This is a genomic window from Psychrobacter sp. TPE 89C (genome assembly GCF_055522395.1).
Window position 1 is genome coordinate 146133 of the sequence record NZ_JBVFXW010000003.1, and the last position, 23271, is coordinate 169403.

The 23271-nt window shown below is 43.1% G+C and carries 13 protein-coding genes; 4 read left to right on the forward strand and 9 right to left on the reverse strand.

Features of this window, described 5'->3' with window-relative positions; all coding sequences use genetic code 11:
* Positions 1–20: 20 nt before the first annotated feature.
* The 7 genes from argC to ACZW67_RS02345 all read right to left on the reverse strand — a co-directional run bounded on the left by argC (position 21) and on the right by ACZW67_RS02345 (position 9828).
* Positions 21–1088, reverse strand: coding sequence for an N-acetyl-gamma-glutamyl-phosphate reductase (gene argC / locus ACZW67_RS02315; RefSeq protein WP_465182004.1), 1068 nt, complete (start codon positions 1086–1088; stop codon positions 21–23).
* Between the two features lie 85 nt (positions 1089–1173).
* A complete protein-coding gene (hemE, locus tag ACZW67_RS02320) occupies positions 1174–2310 on the reverse strand; it encodes a uroporphyrinogen decarboxylase (protein WP_465182005.1) in 1137 nt (378 codons plus the stop codon).
* Positions 2311–2496: 186 nt separating this feature from the next.
* Complete coding sequence (proB, locus tag ACZW67_RS02325) at positions 2497–3669, reverse strand: glutamate 5-kinase (protein WP_110922390.1); 1173 nt, start codon at positions 3667–3669, stop codon at positions 2497–2499.
* Positions 3670–3747: 78 nt separating this feature from the next.
* A complete protein-coding gene (gene cgtA / locus ACZW67_RS02330; protein ID WP_465182006.1) occupies positions 3748–4959 on the reverse strand; it encodes an Obg family GTPase CgtA in 1212 nt (403 codons plus the stop codon).
* Positions 4960–5258: 299 nt separating this feature from the next.
* Entirely contained in the window at positions 5259–6701 is a 1443-nt protein-coding gene (locus ACZW67_RS02335; protein ID WP_465182007.1) for a glyceraldehyde-3-phosphate dehydrogenase, read from the reverse strand.
* Positions 6702–7097: 396 nt separating this feature from the next.
* Positions 7098–8264: a lipocalin family protein gene (locus ACZW67_RS02340; protein ID WP_465182008.1), complete on the reverse strand. Its 1167-nt coding sequence runs from the start codon at positions 8262–8264 to the stop codon at positions 7098–7100.
* A gap of 427 nt (positions 8265–8691) precedes the next feature.
* On the reverse strand, positions 8692–9828 hold the full coding sequence (locus ACZW67_RS02345) for an NUDIX domain-containing protein (RefSeq protein ID WP_465182009.1): 1137 nt from the start codon (positions 9826–9828) through the stop codon (positions 8692–8694).
* Positions 9829–10123: 295 nt separating this feature from the next.
* Here ACZW67_RS02345 and hemP point away from each other — a divergent pair, with 295 nt between their 5' ends.
* Positions 10124–10282, forward strand: a complete 159-nt coding sequence (gene hemP, locus ACZW67_RS02350; RefSeq protein WP_227672156.1) for a hemin uptake protein HemP — start codon at positions 10124–10126, stop codon at positions 10280–10282.
* Between the two features lie 237 nt (positions 10283–10519).
* Here hemP and ACZW67_RS02355 read toward each other — a convergent pair whose 3' ends face one another.
* Together ACZW67_RS02355 and ACZW67_RS02360 are read right to left on the reverse strand one after the other, a co-directional pair.
* Positions 10520–15514: a translocation/assembly module TamB domain-containing protein gene (locus ACZW67_RS02355; RefSeq protein WP_465182010.1), complete on the reverse strand. Its 4995-nt coding sequence runs from the start codon at positions 15512–15514 to the stop codon at positions 10520–10522.
* A gap of 75 nt (positions 15515–15589) precedes the next feature.
* Positions 15590–18904 carry an autotransporter assembly complex protein TamA gene (locus ACZW67_RS02360; RefSeq protein ID WP_465182011.1) on the reverse strand — a complete coding sequence of 1105 codons (3315 nt, stop codon included), beginning with the start codon at positions 18902–18904 and terminating at the stop codon, positions 15590–15592.
* A 457-nt stretch (positions 18905–19361) separates the two neighbouring features.
* Between ACZW67_RS02360 and ACZW67_RS02365 the strand changes: the two genes are divergently transcribed.
* The 3 genes from ACZW67_RS02365 (at position 19362) to ACZW67_RS02375 (ending at position 22947) form a co-directional block, all read left to right on the forward strand.
* Positions 19362–20693 carry an MFS transporter gene (locus ACZW67_RS02365; protein ID WP_465182012.1) on the forward strand — a complete coding sequence of 444 codons (1332 nt, stop codon included), beginning with the start codon at positions 19362–19364 and terminating at the stop codon, positions 20691–20693.
* A 287-nt stretch (positions 20694–20980) separates the two neighbouring features.
* Positions 20981–21625: a 2-polyprenyl-3-methyl-6-methoxy-1,4-benzoquinone monooxygenase gene (coq7, locus tag ACZW67_RS02370; protein ID WP_110922382.1), complete on the forward strand. Its 645-nt coding sequence runs from the start codon at positions 20981–20983 to the stop codon at positions 21623–21625.
* Positions 21626–21849: 224 nt separating this feature from the next.
* Positions 21850–22947, forward strand: a complete 1098-nt coding sequence (locus ACZW67_RS02375; RefSeq protein WP_465182013.1) for a hypothetical protein — start codon at positions 21850–21852, stop codon at positions 22945–22947.
* Positions 22948–23271 lie beyond the last annotated feature (324 nt).

A 23271-nucleotide genomic window follows, 5' to 3' on the forward strand; every position in this document is an offset into this window, starting at 1 on the left:
TCTGACGTCGAAAAGCCATATCATGGAACAATAGGAGCGAAATTCAGCCCCATTGACTCATCAAAACCAAACATAACATTCATATTTTGCACCGCTTGTCCTGCAGCGCCTTTGACTAAGTTATCTTGTACCACGATAACCGTCAGCTCAGCACGATCATTGTCTTGATGCACGGCAATACGTAAACGATTACTGGCACGTACACTACGTGTATCAGGGTAAACACCCTTTGGCATCACATCAACGAACGTCTCTGATGCATAGACGTCTTCAAACGCCTGTTGCCAGTCGATAGCAGCCCCAGCATCCGTCAGTTCCATATGAATTGAGCTTAGCATACCGCGTATCATCGGTACTAAATGCGGTAAAAAACGAATACGATGGGTAAACTGACTATCTAATAATTGTGCAACACCCTGCTCAATTTCAGGTAGATGACGATGCCCTTCGACGCTATAAGCTTTAAAGTTATCTGTTGATTCAGCATAATTGAGCGCAAGCGAGGCTTGGCGACCCGCTCCAGAAACACCAGACTTTGCATCAATAACAATGCGAGATTCAATCAAACGTTCTGCTTGTTTATTTTGTGCTTCAATAATCGGCTTCAAACCCAAAATCGCAGTGGTTGGATAACAGCCAGGGTTGCCCACCAACAATGCATTTGCAAGTTTATCGCGATTGACTTCAGGTAATCCATAAACAGCGGTCTTTAACAGCTCAGGACACGCATGTGACTGTTTATACCACTTTTCAAAGTCAGTCAATGACTGCAAACGAAAGTCAGCAGCCAAATCAATGACCTTTACACCAGCTTGGGTAAGCGCCTCAGCTTGTTGCATTGCCACGCCGTGTGGTGTCGCAAAAAACACCACATCACACTTTTGCAGCGTCGCAAGCGTATCGTCACCTAAGTCGCTAAAAACGATATCCGATATACCGCGCAAGCTTGGGAATATCTCATCAGCTCGAGTACCAGCTTCACTACGCGAGGTTAGCAAATCAATAGATACTTCAGGATGAGCAGATAATAAGCGAATCAGCTCAATACCTGTATAACCTGTACCACCAACAATCGCTGCTGAAATCATAAGATATCCTTTTTTCTTTTACTCAGTAAATAGCAGATAAATATAACGTCTATATTGACGCTTATAAGCTTTGCATATCCAAACTTTAGATTTTGTAATCGTGCACTGCATCGATAAATACTTTTGCATTGTCAGGGTTGACCCACTGAGTGATGCCATGACCTAAGTTTGCGACATAACCTGTTTTTTCGCCGCTCGCATAAGCGCTATCTAGCATTGCATTTACTTCAGCGCGAATTGTCGCAGGTGAACCATACAAAGTTGCTGGATCCAAGTTACCTTGGATGGCTTTGCTACTCTGTAGTTTTTTATGCTGCTTGGTCAACTGGCGCTGACTGTCAGTCAATACTTGACGTGCACGGTCAATCGGCATCGTCCAGTCTAGGCCCAAAGCATCGGCTTCACTATCAGCTTGGATGTCTAACCATAGCCCACCACCTTTCGTAAACAATACCACTGGTATTTCCGGATGGCGTACCTTTAGCTCAGCGACAATACGCTTATTATAAGCATGAGAAAAGTCAATGAACTGACGATGACCAAGCGCGCCGCCCCAACTGTCAAATATCTGTAAAATTTGGGCACCAGCGACTACTTGCGCATCTAGATAATCAATGACAGACGTTGCCAATTTATCCAATAGTTGATGCAAAAATTCAGGATTGCTGTATAAAAAACCTTTGGTATAGCGATAGTCTTTTGAGCTGCCGCCTTCAATCATATAAGTGGCTAGCGTCCACGGGCTACCAGAAAAACCAAATAACGGCACTTGACCATTCAGCGCTTTACGGATGCTCGTCACCGCATGCATGACGTAATCAAGAGAGTCGGTCGGATCAAGCTTTGGTATTCTATCAAGATCCGCTTGCGTACGAATAGGATGCTTAAACTTAGGGCCTTCGCCCGCTTCAAAATATAAGCCTAGCCCCATGGCATCAGGTATGGTCAAGATGTCACTGAATAAGATAGCAGCGTCTAAATCATAACGACGCAGTGGCTGCAAAGTCACTTCAGTGGCACGGTCTGTATCTCTACACAAACTCATAAAGTCGCCCGCTTCAGCACGGGTTGCTTTGTATTCTGGTAAATAACGACCTGCTTGACGCATCATCCAAACTGGGGTGGTGTCTATCGTCTCAAATCGTAGTGCTCTCAGCAATCTGTCGTTTTTTAATGGTGCAAAGTCGTGCTGAGTCGAGTTACTATTGTCTGAAGCACTCATGTACAAATCTCCAAAACAACAAAGCATTCATACTTATTGATGAATACTTTGTTGGATAAAATACGTTAAATAAAAGAATGATAAATATTTATAGAATGGTCATGACAACATCTCAGTTTCAATACTATTAATCCATATTTAGACTAAGACTGTATGCATACCAAGCATTTCTATATTATTAATGTGCTATACGGTTAATGCCAAGTTATCACGGTGTACCATGACCACACGCTCTTCACTACTACCAAAAATCTTATCAAACTGCTCTGTACGCTCACGTGCTACTCGATGCGCATCTTGCGATGAAAAATTAACCTGCCCGACTGCGAGACGCTCACCGGTATCTTGATGAATAATTTCAACCACGTCACCTTCATCAAAACCACCACGGACTTCGACAACGCCAACGGGTAGTAGACTTCTATTATGTTCAGTCAGTGCCTTTGCAGCACCTGCATCCACAACCAAGCTACCTGACATACGCAGGTGAGCCGCCAACCATTGCTTACGAGCAATGATCTTGTCTTCATCGTTGGTTGTCAAAAGTGTACCAACCGCTTCACCTGATACAACACGAGTTATAACGTCATCAATTGCACCGCTTACGATAACGGTTGGACAGCCACCCATTGCAGCAAGACGACCAGCACGGATTTTGGTCAACATACCACCGCGTCCTAGCTTGCCGCCATCTCCGGCTATATCAAACAAATAATCAGCCATCGCACGCTCTTGACGAATCATTTTTGCATTAGGATTGTCACGCGGATTGTCTGTGAATACACCATCTTGATCGGTGAGGATAATGTACAAATCAGCATTGACCATCGCTGCTGCCATTGCCCCTAATGTGTCATTATCACCGAATTTAATTTCATCAATGGTGATGGTGTCGTTTTCGTTAATAACAGGTAGCACGCGCCATTCCAATAATTGCGTCAATGCACCTGTCGTATTGAGATAACGGCTACGATTAGACAAATCATCATGAGTCAATAGCAGCTGCGAGCTTTGGATACCATGTTGGATTAATGCTGACCACCATGTTTCAATCAAACCCATCTGACCAATAGAAGCACAAGCCTGTAGTGCGGCTAGTTTTTTGGGGCGCTCCTCAAGGTTCATACGTACCACACCTTCAGCAACAGCACCTGACGATACTAGCAGTACCTCGACGCCTTGCTTATGCAGCTTAGCAATCTGTTTGGCCCACTCGTATATGGCAGTTCGATCCAGCCCTCGACCGTTATTGGTTAACAACGATGAGCCAATCTTGACAATAACGCGCTGAATATCAAAGTTGCGATTTTGCTTAACAAATCTTGCTTCTTCGATCGTGTTTTCTATGCCATCTGCCATATAAACTCCTTTTTATCTTATGAATTGATTAGGGGATTGATTTAAAAAATTCAGGTACATCAGTTCAAGCTTGTTCACTTATGGAACGTAAACCACCTCGACACCGTCTTCATCATCGAAGTCGTCATCATCGTCATTTAAGTCCACCCCTTCACGTGCTGCTCTGCGGGCCGCACGATAGGCTTCACGCTGGGCTTCAGTGTTCAGGCGGACTTCTACTTCTAAGCGCTCAAAACGTGTTCTTTGTGCTTCAGCGAAGATAGGATCTTCTAGTTCACGCTCACGCTCTAGCTCAATCTCATTCATCAAATGATATTTAACTGCATCAGTCCCTTCACCCATTAGGGTTGAGGTGCGAAATACATCGCCTGTCCAATCAAGCTCAGCGACAATATGGGTACAGAGCTCATCTAACTCTTCTTCAGGCACCTGATCGATTTTGTTTAATACCAAAATCTGAGGCAAGTTGGATAACTCAGGCGAAAAACGTTCAAGTTCATTTAAGATAACACGAGCGTTGGCTACTGGATCGCTGCCATCAACTGGCTTTACATCGACCACATGTAAAAGACGACGAGTACGCGCCACATGCTTTAAGAAGCGGATACCAAGTCCGGCACCTTCTGAAGCACCTTCGATCAAACCCGGAATATCTGCCATCACAAATGAGCGATGACGACCGATATCAACTACACCTAAATTAGGAACGAGTGTGGTAAATGGATAGTCAGCAACTTTTGGTCTAGCAGCAGAAACTTGACGAATAAAGGTAGATTTACCAGCATTAGGCAAACCAATCAAGCCAACATCCGCCACTACTTTTAGCTCAAATTTAAGAACTTTTAACTCACCTTCAAAACCAGATGTCGCTTTACGTGGTGCTTGGTTGGTAGAGCTTTTGAAATGGGTATTGCCCAGACCACCATCACCACCTTTGGCAATTAGTAACGTCTGACCAAGTTCAATCAAATCACCCAATACTTCATCTGTTTCGGTATCAACTACCGTGGTACCGATAGGCACGGGTAAAAACAAATCATCAGAGCCTTTGCCTGAACAGTTTCTACTGTGACCATTCTCAGCTCGCATGGCGTCGTGACGACGGGTATAACGATAGTCAACTAGCGTGTTAGTGTTGTCTTCTGCAATGACATAAACATCTCCGCCTTTACCACCATCACCACCATCAGGGCCACCACGTGGGACATATTTTTCTCGGCGAAAACTGGCGATTCCGTTACCACCGTCACCTGCTTTTACCGTTACGACGGCTTCATCAATAAATCGCATTTTACTTTCCTTAATTCACAATCCAGTTTATATACTGGTTACAACCAACGGTTATATTATGGGTTTTACTGTATTTTCACAAAAAATGTTGTGACAAAATAAGCGCTAAAAGCACGCTACTTGTATTTGATATTCACTATGAAAATAACACCCGATAATCAATCGGACTATCGGGTGTTTAAGTATGACAGCTAACGCAATATCAAGCTATCCAAACCAGACGCTATTATGGCAAATTTTGCAGTATTACTGCACTGGTTCACACAATATCAGACAACTGGTTTGTTATGCTTAACGTTCTATGCAGGAATCTGAGCGTAGCTGATTCCGGCCATCTGTGTCGCCAGACGCAATACCTGAGTACTATAACCTACTTCGTTATCATACCAAACATACACAATGGCTTGATTACCAGTAAGAATAGTCGCCTGCGCATCAATGATACCAACATGAGTCGTGCCAACGAAATCCGTTGATACGGCTTCTGTAGAATCTGTATAAGCAATCTGCGACTGCCAAGCGCTGCTGTTAGCGATTTTACGCAAAAATTCATTCAACGCTTCAGCACTTTCTGGTGCCGTTTTAAGCGTTAAGTTCAAAATCGCTAGGCTGACATTTGGTGTTGGTACACGGATAGCGTTACCCGTTAGCTTACCACTTAATTCTGGTAATGCTTTACCAACTGCTTTTGCTGCGCCTGTGCTCGTGATAACCATGTTCATCACAGCACTACGACCACGGCGGTCTGCTTTATGGTAGTTATCAACCAAGTTTTGATCATTGGTAAATGAGTGGATAGTCTCTACGTGACCGTTTTCGATACCGTACTCATCATTCAATACATTTAACGTTGGTGTAATAGCATTGGTCGTACAGCTGGCAGCACTAACGATAGTGTCATCACCAACGGTATCGTTATTCACACCATAAACGACGTTTTTGATATCGCCACCAGCAGGGGCAGTCAGTAGTACTTTTTTCACGCCAGTAGACTGTAAATGCTTGCCAAGGCCTGCTTCGTCTTTCCAAATACCTGTGTTATCGATAACGAGAGCATCGTTGATACCATAAGCGGTGTAGTCGATTTCACTAGGATCTTTCGCATAGATAACTTGTACAAAACGACCATTAATAATCATGCCGTTGTTATCATCATCAATACTGATGCCACCCAAGAATCTACCATGGATCGAATCACGCTCAAGCAATGAAATACGTTTGGCCAAGTCACCAGCAGCTGCTGGGCGTACGACGATAGCTTTTAACTGCATACCTTTTGCACTTGACGCTTGCGCCAGTAATAAACGGGTCAAGATACGGCCAATACGGCCGAAACCATATAATACAACATCTGTCGCGCCATTCACGGCACCTGCATTATTAACAGATTTTAGCGCAGCTTGTACGTCAGTGTCATTAGCGATCAATTGACCAACATCGATACGAGTGGCTTGGATATCTTTGCTCTCTGCGATGACTTTTACCATCGCTAACGTGTCAGCGATATCAATAGACTTAGCGCCATGGTCACGCAATGCAACTTTTTGATGCAAAGCGAGTATTTGACCAACTGAGGTAGAGTCTAGCGTTTCGCCGAACAAGGTCACTTGTACGTCTTGCGCATTATAGAGCTTATTCAATAACCCCATTAGCTCAATCGCTTGTTGCTCTTGATTGTTATAGTTGCTTAAGTGGTCTTGATGTAATTGGCGTAAGGTATCAGCGTTGCTCACGAGAAACATCCTTATGGTCAGTAATGTATGATCAATAAAATATGAAGAAGTATGAAATAGATAGGTTGTGTATGCTCTAAATGGTGACTCTAATATGATAATCAACCACTATCAATACGGGTTATTGACACTAGAGTATTTGAATCGCATAGATTTTAGCCTAAAACGCCTCATTTTGCCAGTAGTAACCGATTAGCTAGTGTGCATAATAGGTTTCATTCTCATATACAGACTCATATATAAATAGAGATAAAAATAAAGGCAGCCATATATGCTGCCCTATTAGGTTTTTTGAGTAAGAGTTGCTATGGCTTTTTGTGAAAAAAAATCTAATAATAACCAGCTGCCTATCAGATATACAAACTCATTCCACCATCAAAATTTAACGTTTTATATTTATATTAACTATGGCGTTAAATTCACCGTCTGATTGGTTTGCGGTGTGAGCTTAAATTCTTTTAAGTCATAACCTTGTTGTTGTGCAATCTGACGATATTTAGAATAGGTTTCTTGACTAACATTAGGCGAACGAGCCAATAGCCATAAATAATCTTTGTCAGGTGTGCCGACCAATGCCGTCTTATAATCAGCATCACGTGCTAGTACCCAATAATCGGCACGGCCGACTGGTAACCAACGAATCCATGAGGGCAAGAAAGTTACTTTTAGCTTACTACCAGTCTCATCCGCTGGCTTTGCTAGACCTTCAGCAACAATCTCCGAGCCATCTTCGGCCATACACTTGTTAGTGACAGTTATACCTTTTCCATCAGCTTTTTGAGCATAATTGGCAGTAACATCACCTGCGCATTTACGTTGAAAATACATCGGTAAGCGCCCTATCTCGTACCACGTTCCAGCATATTTTTCGAGGTCGACGCTATCGACTGTCGTTGGGGTATTTGCAGACTTATGAATGATGGCACTTGGTTCGATAGACAGCGTCTCTGTTGTCGTCTTATCCATCGTTGCATTGGTAGCAGCCATAGACGCTGCATTGACTGGTGGCGTAGCAGCATAAGCTGAAAACGCAGCCAATGGTATAATAATCGCTAAGGCAATACCTGTATGCTTAATCAGTCCATTCATAAATATGCGCTCCGGTATTTCTTTGTATGATGAGTGAGTGGTATCCGATGACGAATCGGTTTCTTGTTCAAAATCTCTGTGCTCAGATTTATCTTTTGATATTTTTATTTGTTCATCTACAGATTCTGAAGCTACAGGCTCCGAATTGGTCAGTCCTTGAGACTGTTCAGGACTGCTTTTCGAATCATTATTTTTCGTAATGTCATCATCAGACATAGCAGACTCTTTTGCCTTTAGCAGGCTTTTGACAGCGCTCTTGTACCCAAAATAGCTGTCTTGCGAAGACGTGTCTTTTACCGAATGGCTCGGATACTCATCATTCGATTCGTCATGGTTGTAGCTAGCATCATTGCTGGCATAGCCTGCCTTTTGCGCATTATCTTTATCTAGATAATAACTGCTTGACTGGCTAGTCTGCTGAGATTGAGAACCAGCTTCCTGTGAATCAGACCATCCTGACTTAGGTAACTTGTTGGCTTTCATAGAATTACCGTTATTAATAATGACTGTGAAAAATTCTTTGTGTATTTATCCACCTAGTCTAACTCTCTGAACGTCGCCAAATTCAAAAAGCGTGTCTAATAGGTAAACCAGCGCTATAGAATTTGATGTTATTGCAAGGGTCAAAATATATTTTCATAGGCAATTTGCTAATGAATAATAAACAGTTTGCTTATGAGTGATAGAGTAAACACTCTTTAATTAGGTATTCTATGTTAAGGACAACTTGACTATTAAAACAGTGTCGCAATGTAGGGAAACGCAACGGTTTGTAAGTAACTAGGTCTTTATGCGGTGGAATGAACACCTAATAAAAACATAGTTACTTACTGGATAAATATCAGAAAAATCAGTGATGTCCCTGTTAATTTTCAACAAATAATAGGCTCAATATAAGTCGAATTTTTTCTCATTTTTCACTGTTAAAAAACTGACGAATACCAGCAACACTGACACCGCCATGTTCTAATGCACGCTCTATCATCATGGGTGATAGACCGCCCAAACCAATGACTGGCATATCGGCCAGCTGTGCTAAGGCAGACCATGCCTCCCAACCAAGTGGCACAGTATCAGGATGCGTGTGAGTGGCTAATACTGGTGAGATGAAAATACCGAACACTGGCGGCAGCTGTTGCTGTATTCGAGCACTGGCGAGTTTGTTTGCCGCTTCAATACTGGCAATATCATGACAGCTGATTATCAATGGAAAGTCATCCGATAAACAATACTCAGATACAGAAGTGTCTGAAACACTTTCAAGCCATTGCATTAATGCCGTATGGGTCAAATGATTTGCAACGATTTGATGGGAAATGCTTTCATCTTTAATCGATGTTGACTTATCAATGTCTAGAAACTGGCTATCGGCATCATAAGGTACAATCGCTTGAACGTCGGGACGGACATGCATCAATTGCGCTGCTAGATTGTCTGAGCGATCTGCGTAAGCTTCTTTTGTTCGAATATAAACCAAAGACTCTATCGCTAACTTGTCTTGATGATATTGCAACCACGCTGCCGCTGGATCAGAATATTCGCTAAAATGTGATAATGGATAGGTAATCGTTATCTGCGTTGGCAATCTCAGCCACTCTAGAATCGTTTTATTCGCAGCGGGCAAGGGATACTCACCTGCCAATAGCTTAGATTTATCCACCCATGTCAGCGCCTGCCCTTCTAATCCATATTCGCAATGCTTATGCTGCTCGTATTGCTGCGCTGTCAGCTCAATCTTGTAAACCTGTAGTACAACCTGCTTGTCACCATAGTCATGATGCAAACGACCAAGCTTGACGATAATGTCATTCTCTATAGCAATCCCTGTTTCTTCAGCGACTTCTCGAACCAGTGCCTGTTCTGCACTCTCATTGGCATCAATCTTTCCACCGACGAACTCATAGCGATTGCCTTGGTGTTGGGTAGCATCTCTAAACCCAAGCAAATATTGCTCTTTATGATGAATAACAGCGACAGCAACGTTTACGATGACTGCTTTTTTATCTATGGTTTGGTTTGTTTCTTGGTTATTTGGTTCGCTATGCATGGTTTTGTCCTTCGTTGTTTATTTTTATTAGAGTATATTCAGTCATACGAAAATATTAGGAAATAGTAGAAATATAACTTAAGTCACTGATTTAAAATACAATACTTATGGTTCATCTCGAATAAGATAGGCTTTATAACAACTGCTTTAGATAAGTTTACATAATAACTGCATTTTATTTTATCAATTGTCTTGCAAAATCATTCAATCTAAATGATAATTATTATCGTTAAAGACGATTACTTACTATTATCGCTACTCAGCTATTTTTTATCAAAAGGATTTTATTATGAGCATGGTCATCTCTCGTTATCTAAACTGCCGCGAAAACCGTCTACCTACCCTACAATCACAGCACTTATTTGCCCTAACTAAGGAAGTACGTATCGAGCATGAAGGTGAAGAGTACCGCCTACGCCTGACACGTAATAATCGACTAATCCTAACCAAATAGAATGAACATCACTCGATGTCCACTTATAAAAAAACGCCTTCATTAAAAGGCGTTTTTTATTGGCTGAAAATTACTGTGGTCATCGTTAATGGATATAGGTTTTAGATATTGATAATAATTTATAGTCAAAGAAATCTAAAATTGCTACAAGGCAGTCGACTGCAGATTGTACAGGTAGTACATCTAAGGAGACTAACACCGTAGCAGTTTAGTAGTTCTCTGACTATAGCGTTGCGTTTAGAACTGCCAACTATAAACCACATCTACTGCATTCTCTGCAGCGGCGCTTGCTTCAACATAGATACGACGCGTCAACTGGTAACGAACCGACAAGCTATTTTGAGCATTAAACACACCCACTCCGTAACGAATATATAAATCAGGGGTCACATAACCGGTGACATTGACATTGGTGTCTTCACTGCTTCCTGATGCATCCACGGTGAGAGATTGTAAACCAAAAGCCTGACCTATCTGATTGGTTAAGCTGCGCGTGCCACTCAGTCCAAAACTCAATCCAGCCGCTGCTAAATTATTGGTAACCTGCGATTTAAATCCTTGCTCACTGATTTGGGTCGCACCTGTATTAGTAAGGCGGCCTGTGACCAACGCATTCATCGCTTGCTGCTGTGTCAGACCAGCATTATTGAAGACAATAATGTTTGGTGACTCAGTATCACCTTTAACACGTAGGCCTACTATTTTACCTTCAATACTTTTAACTGCTTCGACACTTAAGGTCGGATTCATGACATCGCCATCAAAGCGTACTTGACCATAATTGAGCTCTAAACTTTGACCAAAGGCATTGATGTCAGTACGACGCGATACCTGCACCACACCTTTTGCACGCATAACCCCAGTACCATTTTGGGTGATATTAATCGCCCCTGCTAAAGGAATCACGGCACCAAATCCACGGAAGTTGATATCCTCACCCAAATCAATACCAATATTTGCATTGATAGACCAAGGCTTCGAGATGGCCAAGACTTCATCGATATTACCAATCAAACGACGATCAAGTACGACTGCATCTTCGGTTTGCGTCACGATATCTTCACTGGCTTCTGGTGGACGGATAGTCGCTGACGGTACACTAATGGCACCTTTGATATCAACATAGCGATCACCTGGGCGCACAATAATATCAATATCCGGATCGATTTCAGCCACTAGCAACGGCGGCTGAGTAAGCACCAAGCCTTCGCCGATAACACTTAGCTTAGCCTGTAGCTTCTGTTTCCAATCAACCGTTCCTGTTAGAGAGCCTTTGCCAGTACCACTGTTAAACGTGCCATCCATCGTTGCTTGAGTGCCACGAATTTTGGCAGCAGCATTCACATTGGTCAAGTTAATCGGTAAATCCAACATGGCGATACGGCCATTAGAAAGCTTCACATCACCATAGAACTGCGGCTTGTCCAGCGTACCACCGACGCCACCTGCCATCGTGACATTTCCTCGCAGGACTCGCATCCCTGGGAAGAAAGGCTTAAATATCGCTAGATTAAGCTCATTGAGTACCAATGCACCCGAAATTGGCTTAGGCGCCTTATAAGGATCAACAACGACTTCAGCATAGCCACGAGCACCGCTTCCGGTATTGATGTCTGTGCGTAGCTTGAGGCCTTCTGGAACGGATACAGCAATGAGAGAAACCCGCTTATAAGGTAAAGTAACAGCAGCGCTATCACCCTCTTGAGCTAAGCCAATTTTGCCGTTATCCGAATACAATGTTGTATTAATAGTCGGCGGACGACCACGTTGCCAGCCGACAATAGCTTTACCATTAATCTTGCCATGCCAATCAATATCTTTGGGCAAAAAGACTGAGAATAATGAAGTATCTAAATTCTGTAAGGCCACATCGACCTCACCTTGATCTGGTGATGCGACTAATTTTTTGCGTAAACACAGCTTGCCAGTTTGATCAGCAGCTTGCCAACAATGCGCGGCTAGCTGTACTTTAAAGTCCGTATTTTTTCCGTTCTGTTCATTAGGTAAATTCACAATCAACTGCGCTGGTTGCAACTGGTTTAAAGTCGCATATTTAGACTGAATACGACCCTCACCGATGACTCCAGACCAGCTCACGTTATTACGATTGAAACCACCTTTGACTCGTGCACCAATAGTTAGCTGTTCATTGGCTACGTCGAGATCGACTACATGTGCCTGCTCTGTCCCATTGAATGAAGCCTTAACACTTTTAAAACTCTGTCCAGCAGCATCTAAGCCTTCGGCAGTAATGATAAGCTGACTTGGGCTATTTGCTAGATTGACCAGTTTTCCGCGGACACGACCCTGACGTAAAACAAAGCCTGGTAGCGCAAGACGCTCACCTACCAAATCAATATAAATGGTTGGTAACGCTTGTCCTACTGGCTGCGATAAAGTGGCACCGCCAGTTACTTTACCAGCCAGCTGATCTGAGAGCTGATCTAAGCTGGTGATATTGATTTTGGTTTGTAGCTGCTTAGCATTACCGTTAGCAGTTATGTAATTATCACCCCAACGCAGTACGAGGTTTTCGGCATTTAAGCTATCAATTAAGGCGTTTACTTTTTTGTATTGCGCTTGAGCATCTTGCGTTTGCAGACTTTCAAAGTAGCTTGCCAAGTCTTTTGGTAAGCGCATTTTCGCCGCCAAGCTGCCTTTAGCGCTCAACGTCTGCCCTTTTAACATACCGCTCAAATTGACTTGCTTGATATTGATAATTTGCTGCGAATCACTCCAGCGTCCATCAGTATCTATCGTACCCGTGATAAGACTTGGTGTGTCTTTTAGGAAATACCCTAGGTTAAAACGATCCATTACCGCATTGATATCCCACGCAACTCCTTGACGCACATCTACGGTGCCTTTGGCATCAATGCTGCCGGCAGCACCCACATGACGGAAGCGTTTGATACGAATCAATTGATCATCGCCACTGGCATCAATAGTCAGCTTACCTGCTGGCAGTTGCTCAGCATCCAGTACACCATCGAAATTTACGGCAAAACGTTTCAGCTTACCTGGCGTGTTTTTACTATTGCTAGGCGGCGTTTGCCATTCACCACTGGTGGTTAGATCGCCCGTCAGAATCGCTGGGTTATTGGGTAGAAAATAACCCAAATTAAAATCGTCAAAGCGGCCATCTACCGTCCAACCAATATTTTTGCGTAAATCAATGACACCCTTCGCTGCCACTGCACCAGCCTCGCCATTGTAATTCAATTTACGGATACTAATCAGATTTGGCGTACCAGCAGCATCAATAGATAGGCGGCCTTTTGGTACATCTGCCGTATCAATTTGACCATCAAAACGCGCATCAAATACAGACAGCTCACCACCGACGATATCGACGCTGGCATCACCGCCACCTGTTATACCGATAGTACGACTGTCTTGTGTGGCATCAAGCTGCGTCTGCAAATCCGTGTTATTCAGCGTAATGATATGGCGCTGACCACTGACACCGCTTTTGGTGATATTTAACAGACGACCGCGTGCACTAACATTACCCGTTAGACGCTCAAGTGGTAAGTCACTACGGTATTTTTTCGGGAGCAAGCCTTTGGTACTCGCATCCACTTGCCATATGAGTGGCGTATTCTTACTCGCTAGTCGAATCTGTCCAGTACCAGATAGGTCGCCTACGATTCCTTCATAGTTAAGGCGATTGATATCAATGACGTCACCAGCTTTGCGTAGACGCACGTCATAGTTGCCTTTGGGAGCAGCATTGAGCTCATTGATAACCGCATTGGCATCAACGGATAGCTGTGAGCCACGAATGATAACATCAGCCTGTCCACTCGGGCTATTAATATTGCCGACATCAGGCACATCACGGCGGACTAGGTTTTGCCATTTAGCCTCAATATACCAAGGAGCTGCCTGTTTAGATTTCGCTGAAACTTTGCCGCTGGCAATATTAGCATTGACATGCTCACCATCACGTTGACGTAAATCTGCATCTATCTCTGTATTACCAACACTATTTCGCTGCTGATAATGTAATGATAGTCTGCCATTAAGCGTTTGCGGTGCGTACGCTTTAAAGTCAGCGTACTCATCAGGAATCGCTTGGCGGATATCAAAGTTACTGCCTGTCGCTCGGATTTTTGCATCAAAGCTACTCTTCCAATCTAAAATACCTTGCAACACCAAACGTCCAGCAGGTACATCAGCATCCAAACGATCAATACGCAGCTGACTATCAGCAATAATCGCACGGCCTTGATAATGACCTGAAGGAATGTCTTTGGCCGTCAGTTCAGTATTGATGCGTAGACGTATCTCAGAGATGACACCCTCTGCTGTGGCCGTACCGCTTTTTAGGCGAATATCTTGATCTTCTGCATACGGGATTAAGATATCATCCCATTGCAGTTTTGCCCTAAACGGTGAATCGCTGTCCAATCCCTGCACGATAAAATCACCACTGACATCACTATCATTATAGCGACTGCGTAATTTACCAACCGTGCGCTTGAGCGTACCTGTTGCGGTAATGTTTAGTGGATCAATATAGGCTTGTTCTAGCGCACTTACTTCTGCAATAGCACTTAAATCTAGCGGATAATCGCCTTGTAAATCAATCTCACCTTTTAAAGCACTGATATTAACGATGTCAGCATACTGCAAATCACCACGAGCAATGGATACCGTACTGCCGACCCAAGTCAAATCACGGGCAACGACATTACGGACGATGATAGGATCTTTGGTCACTTGCTTATAAGTGATGCTCTTGATTTTAGCTTGATCAAACCGTAGATTAACGGGTAATTGCAGGGTTTTATAATCGAAAGGCTCACCCGTTGGTGGCTCATTGTTGATAATCTCAATAGTCTGTATGTCGGCCTCACGCAAATGCACTTCTTTGGCAAATACAGCGCGCCAGCCTATCTTTACATAGGCTTTATCAACCAATATCTCAAGGTCTTCAGTCGCCTTGATATCGATGTCGGTCACCCAAATACCGTCACGCAAGTTACCTTGCCCATATTCGAACTCTATGCCTGTCTCGGCACTGACTTTCTCTAATATAAACTTGGTGCCTGACTCTGTGCCGGCTGCATAAAAGAACACCGCAAACATAATCGCGAGTACGATTAAAATCAGCACCAGTAGCTTGAGCAAAAATGATAACGGATACAAGCGCCTGACTGCACGAGCGTCACGCTGTGCCGGATCTTCATCTGGTGAATTACTAGGCGGGTTGTTTTTTGTCAGCATGGCACTCAACTACGTTAAAGAATGATTACCGGCAATCGGTACGATAAATAATAAATAACAGAACGAATCTAACAATTATAAAGGCGAACCAATAAAGAAGTGCAGTCTAATGGGAATACTCTCCTCTGTCACGCCAGCCGCCACATCGACTCGCACCACGCCCACAGGTGACGACCAACGAATACCGACGCCGACACCGACCTTTGTCTCAGTATCAAAGTTTTCGTCATAAGCATTACCCACATCCGTGAAAAATGCTCCACGAAGACCCGGTTTGAACTCATAGTTATACTCTGCACTACCCACAGCGAGAATTTGACCACCTGTCAGGTAGCCGTTCTCTAGTGGTGATAAGCTCTCATAGTCATAGCCACGGATGCTCTGGTCACCACCTGCAAAGAAACGTAATTTATAAGGCACATCATAAAAGTCATCTGCCCAGATATAGCCAGTATTCAAACTGCCTAATACTTGATGCTTATCGGCATCGCCGAAGCTATAAAGACCACTAACACCTGCACGAACGATTGCCATATTGGTATCACTAGCAACTGATTCACTGCCTGCTTCAATAGAGTAAGACTGACGTATGCCCTGAGTCGGATTAGTCACACTATCTATACTGGTTTTACTCATACCATAGCCAAATAACAACGCTTGCTGACTAGGATTTGAAGACGTAAAACGTATAGGTAGATCATCCAACTCTGTTTCATCGACCCCTGTTTCTAACTCATCCAAACGGTAGCGCACAGAGTAGCTACGATTCCATCCGTTATCACGGCGAATATTACGTGCTAATGCCGCTTTTAACGTTCTAGTAGACAGATCAAAGTTACCTTCACCTTGGTCGATCACCTCTTCTTCATAAGTCAGACGCGCATCTAGCTTATCATTGAGCGGATGCTTCCAAGGTCGACTGGCATAGACCGCCACATTTTTAGCAATTCTTGAAACTTCCGTTTCTGCTCCAGCCTGATAGCCTTGACGATTTATCAGGTTATAATCTATTTTTGCCGTTGCTCGCACGCCAGTATCGGTGCCATAACCAAGACCGACTTGAGCATCGCGTGGTTTGTTAGAGGCTACAAAAACATACAACGGCACTTTTTTACTTTCTGCTACTTCTTGCGGTGTTTTGCGTCCTGCTAATGTCGGTGGTACAAAGCTTTCATCAGCGAGTATACTCTTTTCGTCAGGCAATATTTTTTGAGCGATATTACTGATAGAGTCACTGATTTTACCCAACAGGTTATCTGCTTCTTGAGGTTTTTCATCTAATACCCGATCGTTTGGTAAACGGCTTAAACGATCTGCTTTTTGTTCAATGGCTTGCAGCTTATCAAGGGTTGCTTCATCAGCCTCGAACTCGATAGCAGCAATATCGTCTTCATTGACTGTGTTTTCACTAACCACACTGCCATTATTAGAGTCGCTGGCGCCACTGACAAGAGCCTCGTTAGCCGTCATTAGAGATTCATTACCATTATTAATGATATCTGTAATGCTGCCATTACTAACGTTTTCATCTGACGTACTGTTGCTATTCACTGGGGTATTATCAAAAGCCAATGTACTGGCTTCACTACTCTCATTTGGTGGTAGTATCGATTCAACGTTCACTGTATTAAAATAACGAGTCGCTGATAAATCATTACTAAATTTGGTCACATCAGGCGCATAAAACGGATCGCCGGGTTTGAAATCAAGCAACTGCTGTAATAATGATAGCTCGACAGGCAGCTTGTCTGGGTCTTCTGTTAACGTATTAGTCTCTCGATCATAGGTAAAAAACACAACGTCATCAAATTGGTAACGATTGCCTGTGTCATAGACCAAAGAGACGTCTGCTGTGTTGTCCGGCAAGATAATATCAACAGACTTGTTTAGCCAATATTGGTCAAAATAACCATAGGTATTACTCAGTGACTCTAGCGCAGCTTTGCTGTTTTTGTAGACACGATGATTGAAGATATCTTCTTCTTGTGGTGGGAGTTCTTTTTCAAAGTTTGCAAACTCCTCTTGATCACTACCCTCGCCACGAATCTCAATAGTACGGCTATCGACACGTACTGGCTCACCCAACTCCTCAATAACCACATCCAAAGTATCTCTACTAGGCTGGCGCAAACTCAACGTAACTTCATAATAGCCCACGGCTTTTGCAGCATCTAGTGCCGTTTGACGCAAGCGAGGTAAGGCCGCAGTAAAGTCAGCCACAGATTGAACCGTAGTATTGTCTAGTGCAGCTTTGATGTTTTTCATCGGCTGGATATCATTATCAGCCTTAGTTTCTTTTGGTTCGCTATCGTCTGTATTTTCAGACGTGGCTTCCTGTAAGTAGATGGTTGTTTCGACATTAGGTATGGCAATGGCGCCATCATTAAAAAAGCGATTATAAAAACGCTTAACGATGTTGCCTTTGTTACGTTCCCGTGGTCCAGGTCTATTGGTTTGTTCCACATTTTCAACGGCTACCTGAGTATCTGTTTGGTAATCTGGCAGGTAATCACTTGGGTCAATAACATTTGATGTTGCATCCTCTGTATCCGCCACATCATTAGTGTTTGCGACCGCCTCGTTACTATTATCAATAGCATCGCTGTCGCTATTACTGTCACCATCCACATTTTCAGCACTAACAGATCCGCTGACATTTATCGGATTTGGCACCACTTCAGTCGCGTCTGTCGGTTCAAATACTGTCTCACTGCTACCCAATGTATCAAGATTGCTAGGTAATGGTAGGCTGTCAGCATCAAGATCCACATCTAAACCAATAGGAGGCGCGGTATCATTCAACGTCGCAATTGGCGCCGTAAAATCTCTATCAACGTCACGATTGCTAATACCATTAGCATTATTGCGGTTATTACCGCTACCTATCGTATTAATGTCTTGGGTATTTTGTGTATTCAACTCAGCCAGTTCACGATCAATCTGCGCAGGCGTCATCATCTGATAACCCTGCTGCTGTATCGCTGTGGCTTGTTGCAACAACTCATCATCCGAACTATCAAAAATATTGCGCTGAGCATCATCATTTGAATCTGAAAGTGTGGCTAACTGACTGGCCGCTACTTGGTTGGTCGTGGATTGAGCAGGAGTATTTGCATTGATGGCAGTATCAGCAAAAGCTGCAGGTGCGATACCAAAACCGACAAAGCTGGTCGCTAGAGCAGAAAAAAGCGCAGAGCGTGTAAAGTGAATGCGCGGCGAATCGCACGTAGCCATACGAGGGCTATTGTGAATATGGCAAGGATGAATATCGCAAGCTTGAGCATGGCAAGTTTGCATGCGTTGGGCACTGATATTATCTGGCACATTTATAGAGGTATCACACGGATTAACCGATACAGGACGCGCTAGAGTTGAAGGCTGGTGGTTCATGTTTATTTCCTATCACCTCACGCGGCACAATGTCATTAACGAGGGCAATCGCTAAGTCTTACCGGTGAATAAACTTATTAACAGTTGACTGAGATTCTGATTGACTACCTTTGTTCTTGATAATGACAGTCTACGGCCTATAGTGCAAACTTTAGTCCTGAGTGCCGTTATCGTATCAATAGGTAGGTAGACTGTATTGATAGCGGGGCTTGCCATCACTTATATATGACAGTAAAACCCTGTAAAATTCACAAATCATAACGTAGATAATTATGAAATCATAGCGTTGGGCGCATGTATTTATACCAAAGCCTTGCTATTATACGTCCTAATATTGATAAAACCTATGCTATATTTCGATAAGTTTTTGATACTATTAATAATTACCTTTATATTAAAAGCCGCACTCCGTATGTCCTTTTAATCTATCAGCCGCGATCTATCTGTAGGAACTTTCATGGCAAATCAGTTTCAGTTATTTAAGCACCGCCGGTTTAGTGCCATGTTTTTTACCCAGTTTTTGGGCGCGTTTAATGACAATGTTTTTAAGCAAGCGCTCATACTGGTTCTGACTTACACCGCTGCAAGTCAGTTGGGAATGGAAGTCAGTATTTTAAATAACTTAGCCGCGATGTTATTTATCTTGCCTTATTTTTTGTTTTCAGCGCTGGCAGGGCAAATTGCGGATAAATACGAAAAGTCAAAGCTAACACAATTGATCAAACTGCTTGAGCTTGTGATCATGGCAATCGCTGCGGTTGGTTTCGTGTTTGAGTGGTATGCCCTATTATTTGTAGCATTGTTTTTAATGGGTACCCACTCAACTTTTTTTGGACCGATTAAATACGCCTACTTGCCGCAAGCGATGAAAGAAGACGAGTTGGTTGGTGCCAATGGTTTGTTCCAAATGGGCACCTCACTGGCTATTCTGCTGGGTATGATTATCGCGGGCGTTCTTACGCAACTGTCGCAGTCGCTGTATTGGATTAGTGTGACCGTTCTGATCGTAGCCGTGTTGGGCTATTTGGCAGCACGTTACATTCCAACCATGCCAGCGATGCAGCCCGGTCTAAAAATCAACTGGAATATTTTCACCACCAGTTTGGCCACGGTTCGCTACTTATATTCATTACCTTTTCTATTCTGCGTCATCCTTGGCAACAGCTGGTTTTGGTTTTATGGTGCGACGTTCTTGACCCAAATGCCAGAGCTTAGCAAAGTCATTTTGCATGGTGATGAGTCAGTGGTGATTTTCCTATTAACGCTATTTTCAGTTGGCGTATCGATTGGTTCATTACTGTGTAAATCATTGACCAAAAATCAAGTCAGTTTGCGCTTATTACCTTTTGGTATTGCTGGATTAAGTATTTTTGCGATCGATTTATATTTCTCACTATCAGGTCTTAATATCAACGTGAGTAATGACACTTTCCTCAGTGTCGGTGATTTAGTGGGTATGAGTGGTAGCTGGCGAGTATTTGCAGACTTGTTCTTTTTGGGCTTTAGTGGTGGTCTATATATTGTGCCTTTGTATGCGTCTATGCAGGCGTATGCACCCAAAAGCCATCGTGCGCGTATCATTGGTGCTAATAATATCTTTAATGCGATATTTATGGTTACCTCAGCGATTTTCGCGATTGTTATCTTAAATACGTTGGCGTTGAGTATGCCTCAGCTGTTTTTGGCAACAGGACTGCTCAATATTGCATTTGGCGCGTTTTTATACGTCAAGCTCAATAAACATATCAAAAGTGCTGTGATTCAAACGCATGATGAAGTAGCTCCATAAGTATACTAAAGCTGAATTTAGTATTGCCATAGCAATCAGTATGGTTTTGAGCCGATAATATTCGTGCTGATAATTTAGATTGTTTGCTATAGTAATGCTTGTGAAGCTGAGACTATAATTGTCTCAGAAAAACAGGCAACCTTATTTTTTGATAGTAATTCTTAACAATAGCACTTTAACAACAGCATCTTTTAGCAATAGCACCTTTTAATAATAGTGTCTTTTAATAACAGCATCTTTTAATAACAGTACCTTTTGATAGTACATACAGCCATTAGGAGTGAATTATGGCCCTACGTCCCTTATCCAAAATCGACCAGTTCTTACTCGGCGTCGATAAGGCATTACGAGCTGTCGTACCGCACTCAAACCCTAGTACACGTCCATTACCAGTCAGCAACGACGAGATTCCTGAGCTAACCATCACTGAAGCACGGCATGTCGCAGGACTGATGCGTATCAATCATACGGGTGAAGTATGCGCGCAAGGGCTTTATCACGGTCAAGCATTTGCTGCGAAAGATCATGGCGTCAAGCAAGCCATGCAACACTCTGCCGAAGAGGAAGTTGACCATCTGGTTTGGTGTGAGACTCGTCTAAGTGAGCTTGGTAGCCACGCCAGTCTCTTTACGCCACTATGGTACGGCATGTCTTTTAGTCTTGGGGCAGTAGCGGGTGCTATCTCTAATGAATTCAGCTTGGGGTTTGTCGCAGAGACAGAAGCACAAGTCAGTGAGCACTTGCAAGATCATATCCAGCAACTGCCTGAGCATGACAAACGCTCAAAAGAGATACTGGCACAAATGGATATCGAAGAGTTGCACCATCGTGAGCTCGCACTTGCCAGCGGCGGCGCTGCATTGTCACCGCCTGTACGCAAGACGATGCGCTGGATGGCCAACCGTATGAAAGCCACTGCTTATCATTTATAGTAGTAAACGATGTAGTTGCCAGCTCTAGATTAATAGAGACTATAAGCTTGATTATCACGTCTACTATCGAGTTTTTGACGTTTATTATTAACAATCCTACTACTGATAGCGTAAAGCTTAATTTGCTACGGTATGAGAAATTTGTACGATTTTGCAGCAAAGACACAACCTATATGACCATTTAATTGCTAAATAACGACTAAATAAACAAGGTAACAATCTTTATGAAAACCATTAAAAAATCAATGCTCTCTAGCAGTGTGTCTACCAAGTCTTCTAAACTGGTCACAATGACCGCACTGGCAGCAGCATGCACAATGTTACTATCAGCGCCTGTCAATGCAGCGGAAACCAATGCAGCAGCCACATCCGTCCCGAGTGCTGTAGACTCTAGTAAACGTGTGATTCGTTTGGCACAACCTAAAGCAGACAGTACAGCTCAATCAAACACTCAACCAACGCCACAGACTAATGCACCTGTCGCTGCTACTCAACAAAGCACTCCTACCCAGAGCCTTTTTCCTATGAGTTCTGGGCAGCCACAGACTGTTAGACCTGCCCCAACCAAGCCGGTATACACAGGTAGCACTCAGGTCTATGAGCCAGGTCCAATGACGACATCTGGTATCGACCTGCGTAGTGGTCAACTTGCAAACATTCCAACGCCAAAAGTGCAATTGTCAAATGTGAGCTTTTTAAAGACCGTATTGATTCCACAACAAACAACCGCTAACTCTGACAAATTAGACGTGAGCTTGCTTGATGACTTTATCCAAGAGGCGTCACCTAATGCCCGCCATTACCCACCAAACTTCCCTAACCGTACACAACGATATAATGTTCGTGAAAAAATCAAAGTATTAACTGAGTGGATTGAACCTTATGCACTGTCACCAAATGCCTCTTATGATGTACTGCTTCGTGCAGCCAAGCTTAATGGCATGGGACGTAACCTAGATTTGGGTTCAGACTATACGATACGCGGCGGAAAATATGTGGACCGTGCCATCAAGCTACAACCTGATAGCGGTGAAGCCAACTTCTTGTATGGCATGATGCTATCGGAAGGCGGCGGTTTTAAAGAAGGTCAAAAATACTTAGATAAAGCTGTCTCTCTAGGCTATACCGAAGCAGAACAAAGCTTGGCACAGTCAGACGTCTTAAGCGACCGTCGTGATAGCGCGCTAGAGCGTCTGCGTCGCCTTGAGAGCAAAAACCCCAACAATGCTATGATTGGTCAGCAGATAAAACTTGTTGAAGAAGGTAAGTTCTACATCTGGGACATACCAGCACCTGACATCAACGTTAAACCAGGTGTCTAAAACGGTTTTATGTATTGATCAAAATAATTGATACATAATCTACGACCAAAGCAGTCAGCGTCTTCATTTTATATCGATATTATTTCAATATAAAATGGAGACGCTTTTTTATGTCCACTAATAAACCCGTTATTTTAATTGGCCTCTTATCCCACTTAAATGAATAATATATTCTATATATGAGATGTAAATATAATTAAGCAATATCAATAGTAGTATCAATGATAGATATAGTCAGTCCAAAATAGAAAAGGTACAATACTTTTAAACCAAGCAAAGTGAAATATAAAAGATGACCTACTCAGCAGATTTTCGAGCACAAGT